Here is a 23,761-nt window from a genome sequence, read left to right as displayed (position 1 = left end):
CCATGACCCGTGAAACCCGCCTGTGTACCCGCGCCGTCCGCGCCGGCATTGAATCCGATACCCAGCATGGCGCCGTCGTACCGCCGCTGCACCTCTCCACGAACTATGCGTTCGAAGGATTCGGCCGCAAGCGTGCCTACGACTACTCGCGCAGCGGTAACCCCACGCGCGATCTGCTCGCCGAAGCGCTGACCGAGCTGGAAGAGGGCGCTGGTGCGGTCGTGACGAACACGGGCATGTCGGCGGTGGCGCTGGCGCTTGAACTGGTGCCAGCGGGCGGTCTGGTCATCGCATCGCACGATTGCTACGGCGGTACGTGGCGCCTGCTCGATGCCTGGGCGAAGAAGGGGCGCTTCAGCGTGCGCTTCGTCAACTTCAACGACCCGACGGCACTGGCCGAAGGCCTGGCGGCGAAGCCTGCGCTGGTCTGGATCGAAACGCCGTCGAACCCGCTGCTGCGTATCACCGATGTGCGCCATGTCTCGCAGGCCGCGCACGCTGTTGGCGCACTGGTGCTGGTCGATAACACGTTCCTGTCCCCTGCGCTGCAGCAGCCGTTGAAACTGGGCGCTGACGTGGTGCTGCATTCGACCACGAAGTACATCAACGGCCACAGCGATGTGGTCGGTGGTGCCGTGATCGCCGCGGACCAGGCGGTGGCCGAGCAGCTGAAGTGGTGGGGTAACTGCAACGGCCAGACGGGCTCGCCGTTCGATAGCTTCCTTACCCTGCGTGGCGTGCGTACGCTGGCCGTGCGCCTGCGCGCGCACGAAGAAAACGCGCGCCGTATCGCGGATCGCCTTGAAGGGCACGATGCCGTCGAGCGCATCTACTACCCCGGCCTTGCCTCGCACGCAGGTCACGCGCTGGCGGCGCGCCAGCAGAAGGGATTCGGCGCCATGCTCAGCTTTGAGTTGCGTGGTGGCGATGATGCGATCGAGGCGTTCGTCGATGGCATCCAGTATTTCTCGCTCGCCGAATCACTCGGCGGCGTCGAAAGCCTGGTGGCCCACCCGGCCACGATGACCCACGCCGCCATGGCACCGGAAGCCCGCCGTACCGCCGGTATTGCCGACAACCTGCTGCGCCTGTCGATCGGCATTGAAGATGGCGACGACCTCATCGATGACCTCGAAGCCGCGCTTGCCCGCGCCTCGGCGGTCGCCAACATCACCTCGAAACGCAAGGTCGGCGCATGAACGCGGTGGTAGCTCCCCTTTCCCCGGAGGCTCCCTGTACGGCGGTCGTCCTGCTCGGTACCGGCGTGGTCGGTCGTGCGTTGCTCACCCTGCTTGCCACGCCCTCGGCGAACTCGCTGCGCCTGGTCGGCGCGGCCAATTCGCGCCGCCAGCATGTGCTGGCCGATGGCCTGCGCCCCGCCGAGGTCGCCGATGCACTGGCGAAGGCCCGTGACGGCCGCGATAACGGGCCATTGCTGGCCGCGCTCGACGAGAGTGGCGCGGCGCGCAAGGTGGTGATCGATGCCACCGCCTGCACGAAAGAAGCGAGCCGCCACGCGGAATGGCTCTCCCGTGGCTATCACGTGGTGACCGCGAACAAGGCGTTGGCCGGCGGTCACCTGCAAGGATGGCGCGCGCTGCAGGCGGCCTCCGCCGGTGGTGCGATCTATGGCGATGCCGCGACCGTGGGCGCGGGCCTGCCCGTGCTTTCCACGTTGCGCCGGCTGCGTCGCTGCGGCGATAGCCTGCTCACGCTCGAGGGCGTGTTCTCCGGCTCGCTGTCGTGGCTGTTCAACCAGTACGACGGTTCGCGCCCGTTCTCCGCACTGCTGCGCGATGCCCGCCGGCTGGGGTTCACCGAGCCGGATCCGCGTTCGGATCTCTCCGGCGAAGACGTCGCCCGCAAGCTGCTGATCATCGCGCGCCACGCCGGGTTCGCACTCGGTAGCGATGAGGTCGAGATCGAAAGCCTCGTCCCCGAGGCGCTGCGTGGCGTGGAGACCAAGGCATTCCTCGATCGCCTGGAAGAACTCGATGAGCCTCTCGCTCGCCGCCACGCCGAGGCGAAGGCCAACGGCAAGGTGCTGCGCTACCTCGCTCGCCTTAACCAGCGCGGTCGCGCCCGAGTCGGCCTCGTGGAAGTGGGGCTTGATCATCCGGCGTCGCGCCTCTCCGGCACGGATAACCAGTTCGCCCTCACCACCACGCGCTACCATTCCACGCCGCTGGTGATCCAGGGTCCGGGGGCGGGTCCGGAGATTACGGCCCAGGCCCTGCTGGGGGATGTGCTGGCGATCTGATTGCGCTGCCGTCGGCGAAAAAAAGGGCGCCCAGTGGGCGCCCTTTTTCGTCAACGGTGGCCGGTAACGGCCTCGGCTTCATCCGCACTCGGCGGAAGCACCGGTTCACCCGGCTCCTCGTCGTGGTGGAAGCGCGCAGCCTCCACCATCGGCGTACGCCAGCCCGAGGACACGCCCCAGAAATAGAACACCGCGCCGAACACAGCAACGATAGCCAGATCCCAGCCGTACGGGATGTAGTCATGGCCGCCGAAGGTCTTGCTACCGGCCCACGAGATCACCGCCATGACCGGCAGGTAGACGATGAGCCACCAGGCGCCGCGCAGGTGGCGGGCGAAATCTTCCCAGCCGCTCTTGGCGGTGTAGTAGAAGTAGATCGGCAGCGCCACGACCATCAGCAGGATGATCTCGCCCGTGAGCGGCCACTTGGCCCAGTACAGCAGTTCGGTGGCGAAGATGAAGGCGAGGGCGGCGAGCACCGGCAGGCCGGCGATGCGCAGCGGGCGCTTCAGTTCCGGTGCCGTACGGCGCAGGGTCATGACGCTGACCGGGCCGGTGAGGTAGGAAATGATCGTCGAGACCGAGATCACCGCTGCCAGCGTGCCCCAGCCGCGGAAGAAGAACAGGAAGATGAAGCTCACCACCAGGTTGAGCCACATGGCCGGGCGCGGGATGCCGAAGCGCGGGTTGATGTGGCCGAAGATCTTGGGCAGGTGGCCGTTGCGCTCCATGGCGTAGATCATGCGCGCCGTGGTCGCGGTGTACGTGGCACCGGTACCGCTGGGGCTCACGAAGGCATCCGCATAGAGCAGGATGGCCAGCCAGTTGATGAGCAGCGCGGTGGCCAGCTGGGCGAACGGCGAGGCGTATTCCAGCGCGGCCCAGCCCTGGGCAAGCTGATCGGGCGGGACGGCGCCGATGAACGCGACCTGCAGCAGTACGTAAACCACGGTAGCCAGCAGGATCGAGCCAATGACGGCGAACGGGACGCTACGGCCCGGGTTGCGGGCTTCGCCGGCCAGGTTCACCGGGCTCTGGAAGCCGTTGAAGCTGAAGACGATGCCCGAGATGGCGACGGCCGTGAGGATCGAGGAGATATCGATGGCGTGCGTGCCACCGTGCGCGCCGATGTGGAAATTGCCGCTGTTGAAGCTGGTGCAGATGAGCGCGATGCCGGTGGCGGCCGGCACGACCAGCTTGAACACCGTGATCGCCGTGTTGCTCTTGGCAAACAGCTTCACGCTCCAGAAGTTCAGGAAGAAATAGACGAAGACCAGCACCACGGCGATGGCCAGGCCCGGCGGGGTGAGCTCGCCATGGCCGGCCGTGACCACGTAGAGGTCCTTGGTCCACTTGGCCCATTCCCAGGGCCAGGAGGCCATGTACTGCACCGAGGCCTCGGCCTCGACCGGGATGACCGAGACGATGGCGATCCAGTTGGCCCAGCCGGCGATGAACCCCACCAGCGAACCGTGTGAATAATGGCCATAGCGCACCATGCCGCCGGATTCGGGGAACATGGCGCCCAGTTCGGCATAGGTGAGGGCGATGAAGAGGATGATGACCGCGCCGATGAGCCAGGCGTAGATGGCACCGGGGCCAGCCAGCTGGGCGGCGTGCCAGGCACCGAAGAGCCAGCCTGAGCCGATAATCGAGCCCAGGCCGGTCAGCATCAGGGCGAAGGCGCCGACATCGCGGCGGATATGGTGGTGGGACATGGGTACTCCGGTCGGACGGACCGGGGGAACCCGGCCCAGGGCGGCACAAGGGCCGGATGATGACAGCCCCCGGCCGCCATGTCAGCCAGCGATCCCCTACGCAAACTGTGGGCACATCGATATACACTGACCGATGCGGTAAGGAAGAAGGGGTTCGGATGCGATCGAAGGTAGTCGTCAACGGCATATGGCTTGTCGCCATGTCGGCATGCGGCATTGCCGCAGCCGAGACGCCGTGGAGCGACAAGGGCCGGCTGATCGATTCGGAGTCATACGACCGTACCGCCAAGGGTTTTTACTTCACCCTATACCCTGGCGAGGACCCGGTCGAATCCGTGCGGCGCTGCGCCATAACCATGCGCGAACTGGGGCACCTGTCCTCGGTTTCGTGCTTCGCGTACACCAGCAAGCCGCGCTTTGACACCCGCAAGGGCAAGCTGCGGATCTGCTACACGGCCGTCGCAAACTGGTGGGGGCAGGACGAACCGGTGCGGGTTGAGACGGTCGAGCGCCTGCCCCGGGCCTGCCCAACGAAGTAGGAGCCCTCCCTGTGGGTGACATCTTTCGGCGCAAACGCAACAGGGCCTGCTGCTTCGGCGCGAACAGCGTCGCCCACAGGGTGGGCTCCTACCTGGATCGCATCAACACTCGATGACGTTGACGGCCAGGCCGCCGCGCGAGGTTTCCTTGTATTTGTCCTTCATGTCGCGGCCGGTGTCGCGCATGGTGGCGATGACCTTGTCCAGCGACACATGGTGCTTGCCATCGCTCTTGAGGGCCATGCGGCTGGCGTTGATCGCCTTGACGGCGCCCATGGCGTTGCGCTCGATGCAGGGGATCTGCACCAGGCCGCCGATCGGGTCGCAGGTGAGGCCCAGGTTGTGTTCCATGCCGATCTCGGCCGCGTTCTCCACCTGGGTGACACTGCCGCCCAGCGCTGCCGCCAGGCCGCCGGCCGCCATGGAGCAGGCCACGCCCACTTCGCCCTGGCAGCCGACCTCGGCGCCCGAAATAGAGGCGTTTTCCTTGTAGAGGATGCCGATGGCGGCCGCCGTGAGCATGAAGGTGACGACGCCTTCCTCCGACGCACCCGGGCAGAAATGGCGGTAATAGTGCAGCACGGCGGGCACGATACCGGCCGCGCCATTGGTCGGAGCCGTCACGACACGGCCACCGGCGGCGTTTTCTTCATTCACCGCCAGGGCGTACAGGTTCACCCAGTCCAGGATGGTGAGCGGATCGCGCAAGGCCGCCTCGGGCTGGGCGCGCAGTTCGGCCGCCATCGCTGGGGCACGGCGGTTCACCTTCAGGCCGCCAGGCAGCGTGCCCGGCGAACGCAGGCCGCGCGATACGCAATCCTGCATGGCCTTCCAGATGGTCAGCAGGCCGGCACGGGTCTCTTCCTCGGAACGCCAGATGCTCTCGTTGCGCATCATCAGCTGGGCGATGGTGAGATTGTTCTCAGCGCAGAGCGCCAGCATCTGGTCGCCGGTGGAGAAGGGATACGGCTGCTCGCTGGTGTCAGCCACGATGCGGTCTTCAGCCGCTTCGTCCGGGTTCACGACGAACCCGCCGCCGACCGAGTAATAGTCGCGCGTCGCCAGCTCGTTGCCGTCCGCGTCGTACGCGGAGAAGCGCATGCCGTTGGTGTGGAACGGCAGCTTCTGGCGCTTGTTGAAGACCAGGTCGGCCTTCTCGTCGAAGGCGATCTCGTGGCGGCCCAGGATGCGGATGCGCTTGGTGGTGCGGATGCGCTCGAGCGTGGCCGGGATGCCATCAGGGTCGACCCGGTCGGGCCATTCGCCCTCGATACCCAACAGCACGGCCTTGTCGGTGCCATGGCCGCGGCCGGTCATGGCGAGCGAGCCGAACAGTTCGCAGCGCATGCGGGCGACGCGTTCGAGGACGCCTTTTTCTTCCAGCCAGTGCTCGGCGAAACGCGCGCCGGCCCGCATGGGGCCTACGGTGTGCGAGGACGAGGGGCCGATACCGATCTTGAAGAGGTCGAAAACGCTGACTGCCATGGCTGGACGTGGGGTTGGCTATGGGGGATAGCCGGCTATTCTACGCGTGGTACCGACTACCCCCATACACCCCCGCATGTACGCGTTCACCTTGTTCCAGCGTGATGATTGCCACCTGTGCGACCAGGCCCTGGATGTGCTGGCGCGGGCGCGGTTTCCGGACTTCGCCCCGGTGTGGATCGATGACGATGACACGCTGGAAGCCCGGTACGGTGCGCGCGTTCCCGTGTTGCGGCGCAGCGACGGGGTGGAGCTGGATTGGCCGTTTGATGAGGCGGCGGTCCGCGGGCTGGCGGGGTGATCGCTTCAAGGCTTCGTTGGCTTATCGCGCGCAAGCGCGCTCCTACAACAGCAGCCTATTTGCGCAGGCGGCGGAGAATTTCTTCACGGGCCTCGCGCAGGATTGAATCGCGATCGAGGCTGGCGACGACATCGGCGACGGCGCGCTTGGCGCCGTACTCACCCCACGACTTGCCGGCCACGAGATAGCGTTCTGCCGCGCGGCCGATCAGCACCGTGGCATACCAGCCCAGCGCGCCCTGCGCGGCGGCGGTGACGACCACCGACAGGCCACCGCTGAGCCCCTTCAGCGCGGAGGCGACCAATTGCACGCCCCATACCGCGCCCATCAACGCGGCGAGCTGGGTACTGATCACGGCGACCAGGCGCCCGGATTCCGCCCGCGTCAGCGGCAGGCCGTAGACACGGCTCAGCTGCACGACCATCGCGGCATCCAGGCCACCGGCCAGCAGAAGGTCCGCGACGGGCACGGGATTCAACGCGACGGCCACGGCCTTGGCGATGCAGTACTGGCGAATCACGCCAGACGCGACCTCACGCCGCGCAACGGCTATGCGCGCCGAGACCTGGTCGGTGAGTTTTCCGGCGAACAATCCGGCGTGGATGGCCGCCAGCGCCTTGCCTTCGCGTTCGGCGATCGCAACAAGGCGTTGCTTCAGGGCGGCGACATCCGGTGGGATGGGCTCGCTTACGGTGCGCTCATCGCCCCGTGCATCGACTTCAACCACCCGGCGCGGGGCCGGTCGCGCAGCGACGGCGAGCACATCCTCCCGGCGCACCAGGCCTGATGCGTGCTCGCGCAGCCGCTCCACCAGGCCATCGCGTTCTTCATCGTTGTAACGATCGGCCTTGTTCAGCACGAGAAGCAGGGGGCGGGAGGTCGCGGCCAACGTATGCAACGCATCGCGTTCGTCGCGGGTCAGGTCGCCATCCGCCACGAACACGATGAGGTCGCTGACCTCCGCGACGTCGTAGGCGAGCTTCTCCCGCGCTTCGCCGCCGAGCTCGTTGATGCCGGGCGTATCGATCAGCACCAGCCCCGCGTGCGCCGCCTCATCCAGCCGTACCGCATCGGCCTCCGTCGTCGTGCCATGCAGCACGCCCATCGCAAAGGCGTCGCGGCCGAGCAGCGCATTGCCAAGAGCGGATTTTCCCGCGGAAACACGGCCGAAGACGGCCACGTGCAGTTCCTCGCGCTCAATCCGCTCCAGCATTTCCTCGACGCGGCGGAAATCGGACGCCATGGCCGTCCGTACATCGGCCGGGATGGTCGGGTCATCCAGCAAGCCGCGCAAGCTGGCGCCCACCGCACCACCGCCGTGCACCACGGCCGCGGGTACGCCTGGCGTACCGCGGCGGAGGCGGCCGGTGAGGCCGCGCAGGCGATCGCGCCAACCGTTTGCCACGGCTTACTTCGGCAGCAGGTTCAGCGTGCCATTGACGAGCACCTCGTCGGCAATCGTGCCCGTGTCCTTGTATTCGCCACTGCCGACGCCGAAATCAAGGCGCTTCAGCGTGCCGGTGACCGAGAGGCGGGCGCCGCCGGCCGCGGGATTGAACACGACCTTCAGCTGCACCGGCTTGGTGACACCATGCAGGGTGAGGTTGCCGTTGGCCACGATGTCGCCCTTCGCATCCTTCGTGAAACCCGTGGTCACGTAATGTGCCTTCGGGAACTTGGAGGTGTCGAAGAAATCGGCCGTCGGCAGTGCGTTATCGCGGTCGCCGTCACCGGTCTTCGCCGTCGCCACATCCACCGTCACATCAAATTTTGCCGTCGCCAGGTTCGCCGGGTCATAGCTGATCGCCGCATCGAACTTGCCGAAGGAACCATCGAATTGCTGGCCCTGGAACTTGCCGCTGAAGCCCAGCGTGCTCCCCGGGCCCACCTTGTAATCCGCGGCCGAAGCGGCGAAGGGCAGGGCGAGCGCAAAAGCCAGAGCGGACAGGCGGCGGGGGAACAGGATCATGGCGTATCTCCGGGAGGGGTGGGGGAGTTCCGTTTCGCGCGGCCGAACGGCAGCATGCGGCGGAGGGTGTCATCACGGTCGATGAAGTGGTGCTTCAGCGCGCCACCTACATGGGCGACCAGCACCAGCAACAACAGCCAGAACAGATACACGTGCACCGTACCGAGCGTATTGGAAAGCGCTTCGTTCTTTTCCACCAGTGCCGGCAGGTTGAACTGCTTGAAGTACTGCAGCGGGAAGCCATGTGCGGAATTGAACGCCCAGCCGCTCAGCGGGATGGCGACGATCAGCAGGTAAAGGAACCCGTGGACGACGTGCGCGGCAATCGCCTGCCAGCGCGGCGCCGGCACATCCGGCGGTCGCTTGTCCGCCATGCGCCAGGCCAGGCGCAGCACGAACAGCGCGAGCACGGTCAGGCCGATCGACTTGTGCAGGGCGAACATGTTGATCTTGTTGAGTGACGGCTTCAGGCCATCCATCCAGAACGCGAAAGCGCCATTGCCCAGGATCAGCAGCGCCATCAGCCAGTGGAATGTCTTGGCGATAGTGCTCCAGCGGGTGGGTTCACTGCGCACGGGCATCGGGGGTTTCCTTGTCGTGGCTGGCGGGGCTTTCGCCGCCGCGGATGGCTTCGATCTCCAGCCATACCGACACCTGGGTGCCGATGGAGCCGGTGTTGGCGGTCATGCCGAACTTCGTGCGGTCAAGCACCAGGTTGGCGGAGAAGCCGGCGATGGTATGCAGGCCATAAATCGTTTTGCCGACGCGATTCACGCGGAACGGAATATCCAGCGGCAACGTGACGCCGCGCAGGGTGAGTTTGCCGTGCAGCACGCCTTCGTCATCGCCGCGCTTCTCCACGGCATCGCTCGTGAAGTGCGCGGACCGTTCGCGGTCAGCATCGAGCAGGCTGCTGCCGCGCACGGCCTTGTCCCAATCGCTGTCGCCCATATCGACCGAGGCCAGGTCGATCGTGGCGTTCACTGACGAAGCAGCCCAGTTATCCGGATCGAAGTTCACGCTGCCGTCGGTAATGCGCAAGCGGCCGAATGAACGCGAAAAGCCATTGTGGTCCACGTTGAACACGACCGAACTATGTACGGGGTCGATGCGGTACACCTGCGGCGCGGCGTTCGCAGTGCCGGCTGCCAGAAGCGCGAGCGTGGCGGGTAGGAGGAGATGTCGCATCAGGGGCCTGCTCCATCGCGGGGCCACTCCAGGCGGCCGATGGGAAAGAGTGTGGCCGACAGCGCCAGCCTTGTCAGCCCGTGCGCCGCGAACGGATTGTTCACTCAGCGATCCCGCAGGGCATCGGTGGTGAGTTCCGCCAGATGGCGAAGGCGGTTGCCCCGCGTGTCATCGAGCAGCGCCCGCATGCGCTCGCCGGCCTCGGCCTGGTCCAGCTGCTGGCGTTCGGCCAGCGTGGTGGCCAGCGCCTTGCCCAGGCTGTCGAACACCAGGGCGTAGGCGAACGCATGCAGCACACCGCCACCCAGCGTGCCCAGGCCCGGGAAGGCCTTCAGGGCATTGCCCGCCACCGCCAGCACGACCGAGGTGCCGGTTCGCAAAGTCATGCGTACCTGGCGCAGCAGGGCTTCGATCTCGACCTCCGTGACCTTGACGCCGTAAAGGTCGGCCAGGGCCCGGGCCAGTCCGGCGGCAAGCGCACCCTGGATCACCAGGTCGGTGCCGGGCGCCACGGCCGCCATGGCGCCGACGATGGCGCGGCGGGCGTAGCGGGAAACAATGCGCTGGGCTTCGGTGGCGCGCTGCGCGGTTTCGAGCACCGACGTGCGCTCGTGCAAGCCGGCGAGCACGGCATTCTCCCGTGCCGGTTCCAGCGCGGTCGCGCCGGCCGCGACAAGGCGTCGCAGCGCTGCGGTCAGCGCATCGATTTCGGGCTTCCGCTGGCGGCGGACGTCTTCTGTCGTCCCATTGGCAAGGCGTCGGGTAAACCGCTCTTCGCCACCGGCGCTGACAAGGACCACCGCATCGGGAATGTGCTCGGCCGTCGCGCGCAGGCGATGCTCAATCTGGATGCGCTCCTGCGCATTCCACTGGTCCGCCTTGTTGGCGGCAAGCACAAGCGGTTTGCCGAAATCACCGAGCCACTGCAGCTCGCTTGCCTGCGCACGCGTGAGGTCCCCGGAACAGACGTAAATGACCGCATGGGCGCGCAGCACCTCTTCCCGGGCCATGCGTTCGCGCGCTTCACCGCCGGCTTCCGCACTGCCAGGCACGTCGGCGACGGTCCATGTCGTCCCATCCGGCGCGACGCCATCGTAATGCGCTACCACCCGCGTGGTGCCACCACGCGGGTCGCTCTGTAGCTGTGCGCCGGGTACCAGTGCGGCGATGAGTGTGGATTTGCCGGTGGAGATTTCACCGAAGACGGCGACATGGAGCTCGCCGAGGTCGCGACGCCGGTCCAGTTCATCGAGCTCACTGCGAAGTTCCTCAACATCGGCACCGGATTCCCGGAGCTTCGTCAGCCGGGTTTCCAGCGTCGGGCGGTCGGGAGCCTGAACGGGTGGCCGAGGTTTCCGTGGGCGCAGCCACCAGATACCAACGCCGAGGCCGGCTAGCAGGATGGCGGTGAGCAGTAGCCCGATGAGCCAGCGCAAGCCCTCGGGCAGCGTCATGAAGCGTTGGGCCAGCGCGAGGCCACGTTCCAGCGTGGCCAGGAGTAGCCAGGCGAGGGCGGCGATACCGATGGCCGCGGTGAGCATGCGAAGTCGGCGAGACATGCTTCGCATTCTAGGGGCAAGCGAGTCAGCGTTGCCCTACATGAATGCGCGGCGGCGGCCGGGTCGGCGTAGGGGAGCGTGCATGGCATCATCCGGCCCGAACTAGGAACCCGGCGTAATGCAGTACACGCACATGGCGAGATGGATTCTCGCGGCAGCGGCGCTTGCCATTGCCACACTTCCACCCGCGGCGCAGGCAGGCATGCCTCCCGTGCCTACCCCGCAATTCCGCAGCTACGGCCTGCACGAGGGCCTTCCCAGCAGCAAGGTGCATGCCGTTGCCCAGGATGCCCAGGGCTTTGTCTGGGTCGGCACGGCATCGGGCCTTTCCCGTTTCGATGGCGTGGCGTTCACCACGCCCCCACTCGGCCCGGACCGTGCCCATCCCTTTCCCGCCATGTCGGTCACGGCCCTGCATGTCGATAGCGGCGGCCGCATCTGGATGGGAGGTGCCGAACTCGGCCTTGCGCGATATGACCCCGTGACGGGTGGCTTCATCCACTGGCGTGATGGCTTGGTGGACGCCGACGTGAAGGTCATCGCCGAGAGCCGCGACGGCTCGATCTGGATGGGCACCGCCGACGGGCTCGATCACATCCAGGCCGATGGCAGTGATCTTGAACACCTGGCCCCTGGTCCGGGCGGTCTTTCATCGACATCGATCCACACATTGCGGCCGGATAGCGATGGCCGGCTGTGGATCGGCGGTGATGGCGGCATCGATGTCCTCGAAGCGGATGGTCGCACGCTCACCCGCGTGCTCATGGAAGACGCGGATGACCTCAGCGTGCTGGGCATTGACGTGCGCGGCAGCGACGTGACCGCAGCAACGTCGCGTGGGCTTTATCGTCGCGCCAGCGACGGCAAGTTCCGACGTGACCGCCGCGTTCCGCCCATGCCGGTGTACGGCACGCTGGCCGATAGCCATGGCACGACCTGGATCGCCAGCCTGGATGGCCTGCTCATGCTGGACCGGTATGGTCGCGTGCATGGCGTGGCCGGGGCATGGACAGCCCAGGGTGGCCTGCCAGGGCGATCGGTCCGGGGCATCATGGAGGATCGCGAGCACGGGTTGTGGTTTGCACTGAACGACGGCGGGCTTGGCTATCTTGGCCCCAGCTGGGAGGACTTCACCCGCTTCGCCCATGTGGCCACCGATCCGCACAGCCTGCCGGGGCGCACCGTCTCGGCCGTGGCCGAGCATGGCGAGGGGCGCCTGTGGGTCGGCGGCTTGCGGGGGTGGGTGCGTTCGTTTGACCCAGCCACGGGGCGAACGGGCCTCGCTTACGACATAGGGACGTCGCGTATCCAGTCGTTACTGGAAACGCGCCGGGGCGACCTGCTCGTGGGCACGGTGGAGGGCCTTACCCGCGTACACGCCGGCCGTGCCTCGCCCTGGCTGCGCGCCGAAATCACACGGCCGGTGACCACGATTACCCAGGCGCCCGACGGCACCGTCTTCGTCGCCGCCGTTGGCGAAGGCGTCTTCGCACTGGATCAGGCATTGCGCCACGCCACGCCGCTGGCGTTCGATGAGATGCGGCGTGGGGCGCATGACACGAGGCAAATCGAGATCGTGGGCGGCGATTTGTGGCAGGCGAGCCTTGCAGGGCTCGCGCGGCGCGATCGCTACGACGGCCGCATGCACTTCATCGACGGGGTGGCACCTGGCCGCGTGAATGCCTTCGAACCCGACGAGGATGGTTTCTGGCTGGTCCGCCCGGGCCTGCTCGAGCATTACACCTGGGACGGTGGGCGGGCCATCCTCGACCGGTCGATGGGGGGCGCCCAGGGGTTCCCGGGGGCCGACATACTCAACATTCGCCGTGATGTCACGGGGCGACTCTGGATGTATGGGCAGACCGGCGTATGGCGTTTCGATCCGCGCGCCGGCACGTTCCGGCCGTTTGGCCTTGCGGATGGCCTGGCCAACGGCGAATTCACCCATGCCACGACCGTGCGCCTGGCCGATGGCACCACGTACGGCGCCACGCTGGGGGGACTGGTGGGATTCCGCCCGGACCGGCAGCGCGATCACTCGCGCAAGCCCGGGGTGGCTGTGCTCGATGCGAGCGTGTTGCGTGGCGGTAAGCGCACGATGCTTTTGCCGGGCAGCAGCGGCCTGGCATTGGCTTGGGACGATCGTGAACTCATCGTGCGTGCCCGCTCCCTTTCGTACGTGAACCCGGACCGGAATAGCGTCGAATTCATGCTCCGCTCGCGCGGTGGGACCACCGTCCTCCACGCTGGCAAGGAAGGCGAGGGCCAGTTCGGCACGCTGGCACCGGGAACTTACGAACTCATCGTGAGGGGGCGCGGCCGCGATGGCGTCGATGGTGAACTCCCCGTGCCCGTGATCCTGCGCGTACAGGCACCCCCATGGCTTCGCTGGTGGGCGTGGCTTGGCTATGCGCTTGCGCTCCTCGGCGCCATCTCGGGCCTGGTGAGTGCGGCGCGCTCTCGTGTTGGCCAGGCCATGCGTGTGCAATTGGCGGAGCAGCAGCGGCGCCTGGCGGAAGAGGCCAATGCTGCGAAAACGGAGTTCATGGCGACACTGGGCCATGAAATCCGTACGCCCATGACCGGCGTGCTAGGCATGGCCGAGCTGATGGCACGCACTCCGCTGGATGAAACGCAGCGTTCCTATGTGGAGGCGGTGCGCCGCTCGGGCACCCTGCTCTTGCGGCTGGTGAATGATGCGCTGGACCTGACGCGCATCGAGGCGCGACGGCTGGTGCTCGAGCCCGAATGCGTTTCGCCACGTGCCATCGTCGAGGCGGCCGTGGACCTTGCGTCCGCCGCCGCGCGTGAGAAGGGGCTGGATCTATCGCTCAGTGTCGACCCCGCCGTGCCGCGCGCGTTGCGCGCCGATCCGGTGCGCCTGCGTCAGATCGTCCAGAACCTGGTGAACAACGCGGTGAAGTTCACCGAGCAGGGCGGCGTATCCGTGCATGTCGATGCCCGCGGCGAAGGCATCGGGGTCATCATCCGGGATACCGGGCCGGGTATGGATAGCGCGTTGATGGCGCGGCTGTTTGAGCGCTTTGAACAAGGCGGTACGAAACAGCGCGGGGAGGGTTCCGGCCTGGGTCTCGCGATTTGCCACGAACTCTGCGCCCTGATGGGCGGATCCATCGGCGTGGAAAGCGTGCCTGGTGTCGGCAGCGCGTTCACCGTGGCCTTGCCATTGCCTGCATGCACTTGTGATGGGCGCGCGTGCGCGGCGGGCATGGCGCAGGTGGTCCCTGATACGGCATGGCGCGTGCTGCTCGTCGAGGATGACAGCGTCGTCGCCGATGTCATAGCGGCCCTGCTGCGAGAGCGCGGCCACGATGTACGCGTGGTTGGCGATGGCCTGCTGGCCCTCGCCGAGCTTGCGCGTGGATCGTTCGACATGGTCCTGCTCGATCTGGATTTGCCCATCATGGACGGATTCCAGGTCGCGCGGATGGTCCGGCGCATGGATGGCAAGGCATCCATTCCCATCATCGCCGTGACCGCGCGGTCGGCCGGTGACGAGGTCGACGCGGTACGTGCCGCGGGCATGGACGGGCTGCTGCGCAAGCCCTTGACGGGAGACAGCCTGGCGGCGGCGCTGGACAGCGTCGCCGCATGAGGCGGCTGGCTAGCCGAAACGCCTGAAATAGGCCAGCGCGCCTGCTACCAGCAGGGTCGTGGGCAGCAGGTTGGCGAGCAGCGGCGGCAGCCCGTACACCGTACCGAAGTTCACCATGGCGCCCTGCAGGAAGTACCAGCCGATCGCCAGGATGATGCCGATGAACAGGCGCTTGCCGAAGCCGCCCGAGCGCAACGAACCGAAGGCGAACGGCATGGCGCAGAGCACCAGCACCAGCACGTTGAACGGGAAGATGACCCGCCCCCAGAACGCTACGGCGTAGGCACCCGGGTTCTGCCCGTTCGATTCGAGGTAGCGCATGTTCCGGCGCAGGTCGGACATGGAAAGGTATTCGGGGTGGATGATCGACTGTTCCAGCACATGCGGGTTCAGCCGGGATTTCCAGGTCTGCGTCGGCGCGGTCAGGCTATGAATGCCAGCGTCGTCACGCGTGGTCGTGCGCACGTTGGTCATCACCCACTGGTTACCGTCGTGGATCGCGCTGTCGCCGTGGGAGAACTCCGCGACCTGGCCATCGGGCGTGAACGTGAAGACGCGCACGTCCACCAGTTTCACCGTGGTGAGGTCGCCTTCCTGCGTGGCGATGGCGGACTTGGCGTTGATGATCTTGCCCGCATCGCGCGCCCACAGGCCACTGCTGGTGGAACCCAGGTTGCTCGAGCGCATGCGTACCTGGATGGCCTGGGCATGCTGGTCACCGTACGGTGCGATGGTCTCGCCCATGATCACCACGAGGATGGTGATAAAGGCCACGACGCCCGCGGCCGAGACAGCGATGCGCAGCTTGGACATGCCCGCGGCGCGCAGCGCGGTGAGCTCGCCGGTGGCAGCCAGGCCGCCCAGGCCCAGCAAACCGCCAATAAGCGCCGCATTGCTGAACATCTGGTACAGGCGCCGGGGCACCGTCAGCATGATGTAAGCGATGGCGTCGTACAGCGAGAAGCCGTTCTTGCCGATGTTGCCCAGCTGGCGCACGAACTGCTGTAGCGAATCGAAACCGGCGAGCACCAGCCATACCAGCAGCAAGGTGCTCAGGACGCTCGCACCGATCAGGCGGTCGGCACGTTTGATGGCGAAGGTAGCCATTACGCGGCCACCTTTACGCGACGGGGTGCGTTCTGCTTCCAGAAGAACCAGGCGGCCACGGCAAACACGATGACGTGCAGCACCCAGATCGGCACCGACGTGTGCAGGTGGCCCTTGATGATCTGTGTGCGGGCGATGAGCTGCCACACCACATACAGGAAGTAGGAGAGCACGGCGACCAGCAGGCGGCCGTAACGCGCATCGCGTGGCGCCTGCCGCGACATGGGCAGCACCATCATCATCAGCACGAGGGTGGACACCGGTGCGGCGAAGCGCGATACCAGCTCACCCAGCGCATCGGCTGTGCCGGCCTTGAACAGATCCACCGTGGTGGATTCGTGGGCCGGGTCGGTGTCCTCGTCGTCATCGCTGATGTTGGAAAGCGACACATCGTTGCGTACGTACTTCATGCGCCGCCAGTTGTCGCCTGCCAGCGGGATCTCGAATTGCCAGCCGTCGTACAGGGCGAGGAAGCGATCCTGCCCGTTGCTCTCCTGGTACATCTGGCCGTGCCTGGCATTCACCACCCGGACCTGGGGGTTGCCGTCCGAATCCACGCGGTCGGTGGCCAGGAAGGTCTTGCCCAGGACCGTGCCGTCACGGCTCAGGGTATCGACGAAGATGATGCCGCCCTTGCCCGGCAGTTCGGTGAAGCGGCCCGCATCGAGGCCGGCGGCGATCACGGACTTGTTGGCGGCGGCGATGACCTGGTCGGCCTTGCGCGCCGACCAGGGGCCGGCCCACAGGGAAAGGATGCCCACCAGGATCGTGGCCAGCACGGCCAGCAGGGTGACGGGGCGCAGCATGCCGCGGGGGCCCATGCCGGAGGACGCCAGCACGTGCATCTCGCTCTCGCGGTACATGCGGCCCAGGGCGATCAGGGTGCCCAGGAAGGCGGCCATGGGCAGCAGGGTGGAGAGCAGGTCCAGCATCTGCAGGCCCAGTACCTCGAACATGATGCTGGGCTGGATACTGCCGTTCGCGACCTTCTGCAGGACGCCCGCGAAGGCACCGCCGGCGAAGATCACCAGCAGCACGATGGCCGTGGCCACGATGCCGGCGGCGAGTTCTCGCAGGAAGTAACGGTCGAGGATGCTGAGCATTTGGTAGAATTCGCGGTTGGTGCCGCGTCAATCCCGGCCGGCAAACCTTAAGTCTAGCTGGTCCGGGCTCCGGGCGGCTTTTGCAGGACGGTAAGTCATGACGGTTCAGTTCAGCCTTGGTTCCAACGCTCCCGAAGCCTTCGCCACCCCCGTGGCCGTGGTCGGTGTCTACGAGAACGGTGTCCTGACCAGCGCCGCGGCGCGGATCGATACCGCCGCCGGTGGTGCCATCAAGCGCCTGGTCGAAGCGGGCGATATTACCGGCAAGGTCGGCAACCTCGTTACCCTGCTGCATCCGGCGGGCGTGGCCGCCGCCCGTGTGCTGGTCGTGGGCCTGGGCGCCCAGAAGACCTTCGACAGCGCCCGCTACCAGCGGGTGAGCCTGGAGGCCGCCCGCGCCATCGGCCGCCTGCCGGTCACCGAGGCTGCCAGCTGGCTTACCGAAGTGGATGTCCCGGGCCGCGACGCCAACTGGAAGCTTCGCGTAGCCGCCCTGGCCACCGATCATGCGGCGTATCGCTATACCGCCACCCTGAAGCCGCGTGACAAGGCCCAGCCTGAGCTGGCCGCGGTCACCTTTGCTGGCCCGGCCGATGCCGAAGGCGGCCTGGAGCAGGCTCGCGCCATCGCCGAGGGCGTCCGCTTCGCCCGCGAGCTGGGCAACCTGCCGCCGAACATCTGCAACCCCAACTACATCGCCGAGCAGGCCCGCGCCTTTGCCGAGGCGCATGACGGCGTCTCGTTCGAGGCCCTGGACCGCGCCGACATGGAGCGCGAGGGCATGGGCTCCCTGCTGGCCGTGGCCCGCGGCTCGGCCAATGAGCCGCGCCTGGTGGTCTTGCAGTGGAACGGTGGCAAGGATGGCGAGCGTCCCTACGCCTTCGTGGGCAAGGGCATCACTTTCGATACCGGCGGCATCAGCATCAAGCCCGGCCCGGGCATGGAAGAAATGAAGTTCGACATGGGCGGCGCCGCCGGCGTGCTCGGTGCCTTCGTATCGGCCGTGAAGATGAAGCTGCCGGTGAACCTGGTCTGCGTCGTCCCCGCCGTGGAAAACATGCCGGATGGCAATGCCTACCGCCCGGGCGACGTGCTCACCAGCATGGCAGGGATCACCATCGAGGTGCTGAACACCGATGCGGAAGGCCGCCTGATCCTGTGCGATGCGCTCACCTACACGGGCAAGCGCTTCGATCCGCACACCATGATCGATGCCGCCACCCTGACCGGTGCCTGCGTCGTGGCCCTGGGCAAGCATGCTACCGGCCTGATGACCAAGGACGAATCGCTCTCGGCCGAACTGCTTTCGGCGGGCGAAGACACCCTCGACCGCGCCTGGCGCCTGCCGCTTTGGGATGACTACCAGTCTCAGCTCGAGTCCGGCTTTGCCGACGTGGCGAACATCGGTGGCAAGTACGCTGGCGCCATCACCGCGGGCTGCTTCCTGGCGCGCTTCACCGAGGGCCGCCGCTGGGCGCACCTGGATATCGCCGGCACGGCGTGGGACGAGGGCCGCAAGGGCCTCGCCACCGGCCGCCCGGTGCCGCTGCTGGCGCAGTGGCTGCTCGATCGCGTCGCCGGCTGATAGCACCCGATGCCGCGCGCCGACTTCTACCTGATCGACAAGCCGCGTTTCCGCGAGGATCCCCTGCTGCTGGTGTGCGAACTCGCCAAGCGCGCGTTCGCGGCCCAACAGCCCACGTTGATCCTCACCCGCGATTTTGAACAGGCGGAGGCGATCGACGAGTACCTGTGGGCGTTCGACGAGGACGCCTTCATCCCCCACCAGCTGGCGGGGGATGACGATGACCAGAACACGGCTGTACTCATCGTGCCGCCCGGCGTGGAAACCGCCGACCGGCCGATGGTGATCAACTTGCGCGATGTATGTGCACCGGGGCAGTTCGACCGCGTGCTGGAGGTGGTCGCAGCCGATCCGGCGGAACGTGAGGGATCACGAGCGCGCTGGACGGAGTACAAGCGTGGCGGGTTCGAAGTGAACAAGCACGATATGTAAGAAAAAGCCCCGCGTAAGCGGGGCTTTTTCGTAGGAGCCCACCCTGTGGGCGACATCTTTCGCGATAGTGCCGCCGGTCGCACGGTGGTCTCGCGGCAGCGTCGCCCACAGGGTGGGCTCCTACAGATGCTGTCAGCCGCCCAGCTTTCGGGCTTGCTCACGCATGGCATCGGCCTGGCGGGTCCAGTCGGTGATGCGCTGGCGCTCCTGCTCCACCACTTCCGCCGGTGCATTGGCGACGAAGTTGGCGTTGCCCAGCTTCGCTTCGCACTTCTTGATCTCGCCTTCCACGCGGGCAATTTCCTTGGCCAGGCGGGTCTTCTCCGCGCCCACGTCGATCAGGCCTTCCAGCGGGATCAGCGCGCGCATGCCGCCGATGACAGCCACCGCGGCAGCGGGCTCTTCACCTTCCACCCACACCGGCGTCTCCACGCGGCCGAGGAAGGCGATCTGTGCGGCAAACTTGGCGGCACGCGCACGATCAGCCGCATCGCCATCGGCGAGCAGCAGCGGAATGACCTTGCCCGGGGCGATGTTCATTTCCGCGCGAATGCGGCGCACGCCGGTGAGTACGTCCTTCACCCATTCGATCTCCGCCGTTGCCGCGGTATCGCCCGTGATTTCCTCGGCTTCCGGATACGGGCGAAGCATGATCGTCTCGCCTTCGATGCCGAGCAGCGGGCGCACGTTCTGCCAGATCTCTTCGGTGACGAACGGAATGAGCGGATGCAGCGCGCGCAGCAGCGTTTCCAGCACATGCACCAGGGTGTAGCGCGTGGAGGCGATGGCCGTTTCGTCGCTGCCATTCAGTGCCGGCTTGGACAGCTCCAGGAACCAGTCGCAGAACTCGTTCCAGGTGAACTCGTACAGTGCCTGCGAGGCAAGGTCGAAACGATAGAGCGCAAGCTGTTCCTTTACCGTGGCCAGCGTGTCACGCAGGCGGGTGAGGATCCAGCGCTCGGCTTCCGTGGACGGGGCGACCTTCGCCACCGGGCCGTCGCCCAGGTTCATCAGCACGAAGCGCGAGGCATTCCACAGCTTGTTGACGAACGCCTTGTAGCCAGCGGCGCGCTCCAGGTCGAACTTGATATCGCGGCCATGCGTGGCGAGCGAGGCAAACGTGAAGCGCAGCGCATCGGCGCCGAACGCGGGGATGCCTTCGGCGAATTCCTTGCGCGTGGCCTTTTCGATCTTCTCGGCCATCTTCGGCTGCATGAGCCCGCGCGTCCGCTTGGCCAGCAGGTCGTCCAGGGTGATGCCGTCGATCAGGTCGAGCGGATCGAGGACGTTACCCTTCGACTTCGACATCTTCTGGCCGTCCTTGTCGCGGATCAGGCCCGTGACGTAGACATCCTTGAACGGCACTTCGCCGGTGAAGTGGTCGGTCATCATGATCATCCGGGCAACCCAGAAGAAGATGATGTCGAAGCCGGTGACCAGCACGTTGGTCGGCAGGTAGCGATCGAAGCCGCGCTCGGCCTGTGCCTGCGGATCGGGCCAGCCCAGCGTGGAGTGGCTCCACAGCGAGGACGAGAACCAGGTCTCGAGCACATCCGGGTCGCGGCGCAGTGCGCCGGTGTAGCCCTGGGCGGCGGCAAGCGTCGTGGCCTCGGCCTCGTCGTGGGCGACGATGACGGTGCCTTCGCTGGTGTACCACGCCGGGATCTGGTGGCCCCAGGTGAGCTGGCGGCTGATGCACCAATCCTGGATGTTGCCCAGCCAGTGGCGGTACGTGTTGATCCAGTTCTCGGGCACGAACTTCACATGGCCCTGCTCAACCAGCTCCATGCCGCGCGCGGCCAGCGTGTCCATCTTCACGAACCACTGCCACGTGAGGTACGGCTCGATGACCTGGCCGGTACGATCGCCGCGCGGCACCTGCAGCTTGTGCTTTTTCGTCTCGACGAGCAGTTCCTGCGCTTCGAGATCGGCAAGCACGGCCTTGCGCGCGACATAGCGATCCATGCCGCGGTATTTCTCCGGCGCCGCGTCGTTGATCGCCGCGTCGTCGGTGAGGATGTTGATCATCGGCAGGTTGTGGCGCTGGCCGATGGCGTAGTCATTGAAATCGTGCGCCGGGGTGATCTTCACGCAGCCGGTGCCGAAATCCTTCTCCACGTAATCATCGGCGATGATCGGGATCTGGCGATCGGACAGGGGCAGGGCGAGCATGTGGCCGATAAGGTGCGCATAGCGCTCGTCTTCCGGGTGCACGGCCACGGCCACGTCGCCGAGCATGGTCTCCGGGCGCGTGGTGGCGACGATCAGCTCGCCCGAACCATCGGCCAGCGGGTAGCGGATCGACCACAGCGAACCGTCTTCCTCTTCGCTCACCACTTCCAGGTCGGAGATGGCCGTTTTCAGCACGGGGTCCCAGTTGACCAGTTTCTGGCCACGGTAGATCAGGCCTTCCTGGTGCAGGCGGGTGAAGGTTTCGACGACGGCCTTCGACGGGCCTTCGTCCATGGTGAAGACTTCGCGGCTCCAGTCGCCCGACACGCCCATGCGGCGCATCTGCCGGCCGATGGTGCCGCCGGATTCCTTCTTCCATTCCCACACCCGGGCGATGAAGGAATCACGGTCGAAATCGGAGCGCTGCTTGCCTTCGGCGTTGAGCTGGCGGGTAACCACCATTTCGGTCGCGATGCCGGCGTGGTCGGTGCCCAGCTGCCACAGGGTGTCGTAGCCGCGCATGCGGTGGTAGCGCACCAGCGTGTCCATGATGGTGTGCTGGAACGCATGGCCCATGTGCAGCGTGCCCGTGACGTTGGGCGGCGGCAGCATGATCGTGTAGGGCGTGCCCTTGCCGGATGGCTTGAAGTAGCCATTGGCTTCCCACTGGGCGTACCACTTCGACTCGATCAGGCTGGGCTCGAAACTCTTGTCCATGCGTAGGTTCCCGGCGCGGGCCGTGTAGGCGCGCGGATTGACAGGCGAAAAGACCACCATTGTAGGCGATACTGGCCCGATGACTGAACACGAAGTGGCCGCGATCCTTGGCGCGGAGGGCCCGTTCGCCCGTGAAGTACCGGGATTCGCGCCACGTGAAGCCCAGCAGCACATGGCCGCCGCCGTGGCGCAGGCCATCGATGAGCGCGACGTGCTGATCGCCGAGGCGGGGACGGGCACCGGCAAAACCTTCGCTTACCTCGTCCCAGCCCTTGAATCCGGGCGCAAGGTCATCGTGTCCACGGGCACCAAGGCCCTGCAGGACCAGCTGTTCTTCCGCGATCTGCCCCGGGTTCATCACGTGCTGGGTAGCCGGGCCAAGGTCAGCCTGCTCAAGGGCCGCGCCAATTACCTGTGCCTGTACCGCCTGGACCAGGCCGTGCGCGAGGGTAACCCTGACCGCCAGCTGGCCACGCAGCTTTCCGCCATCCGCGCCTGGTCCGCCCGTACCCGTCGCGGCGACCGCATGGAAATGGCTGATATTCCAGAAGATTCCTCGGTGTGGCCGCGAGTGACATCCACCCCTGAGAACTGCCTTGGCAGTGAATGCCGGTTCTTCGAGGATTGCCACGTCGTGAAGGCCCGGCGTGAGGCCATGGAGGCCGACCTGGTGGTGGTGAACCACCACCTGCTGATGGCCGACCTGGCGCTCAAGCAGGAGGGCTTCGGCGAGATCCTGCCCGGGGCGGATGCGTTCATCCTGGACGAGGCCCACCAGATTCCTGAACTGGCCGGCCAGTTCTTCTCCCAGAGCGTCGGATCGCGCCAGCTGGTAGACCTTGGCCAGGATGCGCTGGCCGAGGCCCAGGGCGTGACCGGTGCGACCAGCCAGTTGCTGGAGCCTGTCGAGGCCGTGCAGAACCTCGTGAGGCGTCTGCGCCTGGCCATGGAGCCGCTGCCGCCGAAGGGTGCATTCAGCGCGTTGGAACGGGATGCCGCGGCCCACGATCTGATGGGCGAACTACGCGACGTGGTGGCCGCCATGGCCGATCTCCTCGCCGGGCTGGCGGAGCGCTCGCGCGGGCTGGCTAACGTCCATGAGCGTGCGCAAATGCTCAGCCTGCGCCTCGATCGCATCGCCGAGGAACACTCCGCCGCTGACGTGCGCTGGTACGAGACCTGGCCGCGTGGTTTTGCCCTGCACGCCACGCCGCTGGACCTGGCCTCACCGCTGCGCGCCATGCGCATGTCCACCGATGCGGCGTGGATCCACACCTCGGCCACGCTCTCCATTGCCGGCGATTTCCAGCATTTCGCACGCCAGCTCGGGCTGGAGGATCCGCGCACGCTGCATGTGGAAAGCCCCTTCGATTACGGCCGGCAGGCTCTCGCGTACCTGCCAAAGGATCTGCCCGATCCATCCGCGCGAGATTTCACCGACAAGGTGGTCGCGGCGATCAAGCCTGTTCTCGAGGCTTCGGACGGGCGCGCATTCCTGTTGTTCACCTCGCACCGTGCCTTGCGGCGCGCGGCGGAGTTGTTGGAAGGCCGCGTGCCGTGGCCGCTGTTCGTCCAGGGCACGGCGCCACGCCACCGTCTCCTGGAAGAATTCCGCCTCAGTGGGCGTGGTGTACTGCTGGGCGCCGCCAGCTTCTGGGAGGGTGTGGATGTGGCTGGCGACGCGCTGAGCGTGGTGGTGATCGACAAGCTGCCCTTCGCCATGCCCGACGATCCGGTGCTGCAGGCACGCCTGGAGGCGCTGGAGGAATCCGGCATCAACCCGTTCATGGGCTGGCAGGTGCCCACGGCGGTCATTGCGCTGAAGCAGGGCGCAGGCCGGCTCATCCGCGATGTGCACGATCGTGGCGTCCTGGTGCTGTGCGACCCGCGGCTCACCACCAAGGGTTACGGCCGCCTGTTCCTGTCCAGCCTGCCGCCCATGCCGCGTACGCGCGAGCTGGGCGACGTCCAGGCGTTTTTCGACAAGGACCTGTAGGAGCGCGCAAAAGC

General features: G+C 66.4%; 18 protein-coding genes. 8 read left to right on the top strand and 10 right to left on the bottom strand.

All coding sequences use genetic code 11. The annotated features are described in order from the left end of the window. Positions 1–2: 2 nt before the first annotated feature. Both metB and L2Y97_RS17335 read left to right on the top strand, forming a co-directional pair. Positions 3–1,199, top strand: coding sequence for a cystathionine gamma-synthase (gene metB / locus L2Y97_RS17340; RefSeq protein ID WP_247429080.1), 1,197 nt, complete (start codon positions 3–5; stop codon positions 1,197–1,199). Continuing rightward, positions 1,196–2,260 (top strand): homoserine dehydrogenase family protein, encoded by a 1,065-nt coding sequence (locus L2Y97_RS17335; RefSeq protein WP_247429079.1) that lies wholly within the window; start codon positions 1,196–1,198, stop codon positions 2,258–2,260. Before metB ends, L2Y97_RS17335 begins: the two co-directional genes overlap by 4 nt. A 50-nt stretch (positions 2,261–2,310) precedes the next feature. Here the strand turns inward: L2Y97_RS17335 and L2Y97_RS17330 are convergent, their stop codons facing one another. Continuing rightward, positions 2,311–3,978, bottom strand: a complete 1,668-nt coding sequence (locus L2Y97_RS17330) for an APC family permease (protein ID WP_247429077.1) — start codon at positions 3,976–3,978, stop codon at positions 2,311–2,313. A gap of 158 nt (positions 3,979–4,136) precedes the next feature. On the opposite strand from L2Y97_RS17330, the gene L2Y97_RS17325 reads away from it, so the two are divergent. Then, on the top strand, positions 4,137–4,517 hold the full coding sequence (locus L2Y97_RS17325; RefSeq protein WP_247429075.1) for a hypothetical protein: 381 nt from the start codon (positions 4,137–4,139) through the stop codon (positions 4,515–4,517). 102 nt (positions 4,518–4,619) lie between these two features. Here the strand turns inward: L2Y97_RS17325 and L2Y97_RS17320 are convergent, their stop codons facing one another. Beyond that, positions 4,620–6,002 (bottom strand): L-serine ammonia-lyase, encoded by a 1,383-nt coding sequence (locus L2Y97_RS17320; protein ID WP_247429071.1) that lies wholly within the window; start codon positions 6,000–6,002, stop codon positions 4,620–4,622. 76 nt (positions 6,003–6,078) lie between these two features. Between L2Y97_RS17320 and L2Y97_RS17315 the strand changes: the two genes are divergently transcribed. Beyond that, the gene (locus tag L2Y97_RS17315; protein ID WP_247429068.1) at positions 6,079–6,303 is read left to right on the top strand and encodes a glutaredoxin family protein; all 225 of its coding nucleotides are present in this window, start codon (positions 6,079–6,081) and stop codon (positions 6,301–6,303) included. A 55-nt stretch (positions 6,304–6,358) separates the two neighbouring features. Here L2Y97_RS17315 and L2Y97_RS17310 read toward each other — a convergent pair whose 3' ends face one another. From L2Y97_RS17310 to L2Y97_RS17290, 5 genes are all read right to left on the bottom strand, one after another. Continuing rightward, the gene (locus L2Y97_RS17310; RefSeq protein WP_247429065.1) at positions 6,359–7,708 is read right to left on the bottom strand and encodes a GTP-binding protein; all 1,350 of its coding nucleotides are present in this window, start codon (positions 7,706–7,708) and stop codon (positions 6,359–6,361) included. A gap of 3 nt (positions 7,709–7,711) precedes the next feature. Beyond that, positions 7,712–8,272: a YceI family protein gene (locus L2Y97_RS17305; protein WP_247429062.1), complete on the bottom strand. Its 561-nt coding sequence runs from the start codon at positions 8,270–8,272 to the stop codon at positions 7,712–7,714. Further along, a complete protein-coding gene (locus L2Y97_RS17300) occupies positions 8,269–8,853 on the bottom strand; it encodes a cytochrome b (protein WP_247429059.1) in 585 nt (194 codons plus the stop codon). Before L2Y97_RS17300 ends, L2Y97_RS17305 begins: the two co-directional genes overlap by 4 nt. After that, on the bottom strand, positions 8,837–9,460 hold the full coding sequence (locus tag L2Y97_RS17295) for a YceI family protein (RefSeq protein ID WP_247429056.1): 624 nt from the start codon (positions 9,458–9,460) through the stop codon (positions 8,837–8,839). The genes L2Y97_RS17300 and L2Y97_RS17295 overlap by 17 nt, the downstream gene beginning before the upstream one ends. Positions 9,461–9,564: 104 nt before the next feature. Continuing rightward, a complete protein-coding gene (locus L2Y97_RS17290) occupies positions 9,565–11,019 on the bottom strand; it encodes a GTPase (RefSeq protein ID WP_247429053.1) in 1,455 nt (484 codons plus the stop codon). Positions 11,020–11,137: 118 nt separating this feature from the next. On the opposite strand from L2Y97_RS17290, the gene L2Y97_RS17285 reads away from it, so the two are divergent. Then, positions 11,138–14,635 (top strand): hybrid sensor histidine kinase/response regulator, encoded by a 3,498-nt coding sequence (locus L2Y97_RS17285; RefSeq protein ID WP_247429050.1) that lies wholly within the window; start codon positions 11,138–11,140, stop codon positions 14,633–14,635. Between the two features lie 9 nt (positions 14,636–14,644). On the opposite strand, the gene lptG is transcribed toward L2Y97_RS17285, so the two are convergent. Both lptG and lptF read right to left on the bottom strand, forming a co-directional pair. Beyond that, positions 14,645–15,742 (bottom strand): LPS export ABC transporter permease LptG, encoded by a 1,098-nt coding sequence (gene lptG / locus L2Y97_RS17280; RefSeq protein WP_247429048.1) that lies wholly within the window; start codon positions 15,740–15,742, stop codon positions 14,645–14,647. Beyond that, on the bottom strand, positions 15,742–16,845 hold the full coding sequence (gene lptF, locus L2Y97_RS17275; RefSeq protein WP_247429046.1) for an LPS export ABC transporter permease LptF: 1,104 nt from the start codon (positions 16,843–16,845) through the stop codon (positions 15,742–15,744). The genes lptG and lptF overlap by 1 nt, the downstream gene beginning before the upstream one ends. A 97-nt stretch (positions 16,846–16,942) precedes the next feature. Here lptF and L2Y97_RS17270 point away from each other — a divergent pair, with 97 nt between their 5' ends. Further along, positions 16,943–18,430 carry a leucyl aminopeptidase gene (locus L2Y97_RS17270; protein WP_247429044.1) on the top strand — a complete coding sequence of 496 codons (1,488 nt, stop codon included), beginning with the start codon at positions 16,943–16,945 and terminating at the stop codon, positions 18,428–18,430. A 9-nt stretch (positions 18,431–18,439) separates the two neighbouring features. Then, positions 18,440–18,862 (top strand): DNA polymerase III subunit chi, encoded by a 423-nt coding sequence (locus L2Y97_RS17265; protein WP_247429042.1) that lies wholly within the window; start codon positions 18,440–18,442, stop codon positions 18,860–18,862. Between the two features lie 132 nt (positions 18,863–18,994). Here the strand turns inward: L2Y97_RS17265 and L2Y97_RS17260 are convergent, their stop codons facing one another. Beyond that, positions 18,995–21,751 (bottom strand): valine--tRNA ligase, encoded by a 2,757-nt coding sequence (locus tag L2Y97_RS17260; RefSeq protein ID WP_247429040.1) that lies wholly within the window; start codon positions 21,749–21,751, stop codon positions 18,995–18,997. Between the two features lie 79 nt (positions 21,752–21,830). On the opposite strand from L2Y97_RS17260, the gene yoaA reads away from it, so the two are divergent. After that, positions 21,831–23,747: a DNA repair helicase YoaA gene (gene yoaA / locus L2Y97_RS17255; protein ID WP_247429038.1), complete on the top strand. Its 1,917-nt coding sequence runs from the start codon at positions 21,831–21,833 to the stop codon at positions 23,745–23,747. The last annotated feature ends 14 nt before the right edge of the window (positions 23,748–23,761 follow it).

The sequence above is a fragment of the Luteibacter aegosomatissinici genome, from assembly GCF_023078495.1.
Lineage (GTDB): Bacteria > Pseudomonadota > Gammaproteobacteria > Xanthomonadales > Rhodanobacteraceae > Luteibacter > Luteibacter aegosomatissinici.
The sequence above is the reverse complement of the archived record's forward strand: the minus strand, read 5'-3'. Positions and strand labels throughout refer to the sequence as shown.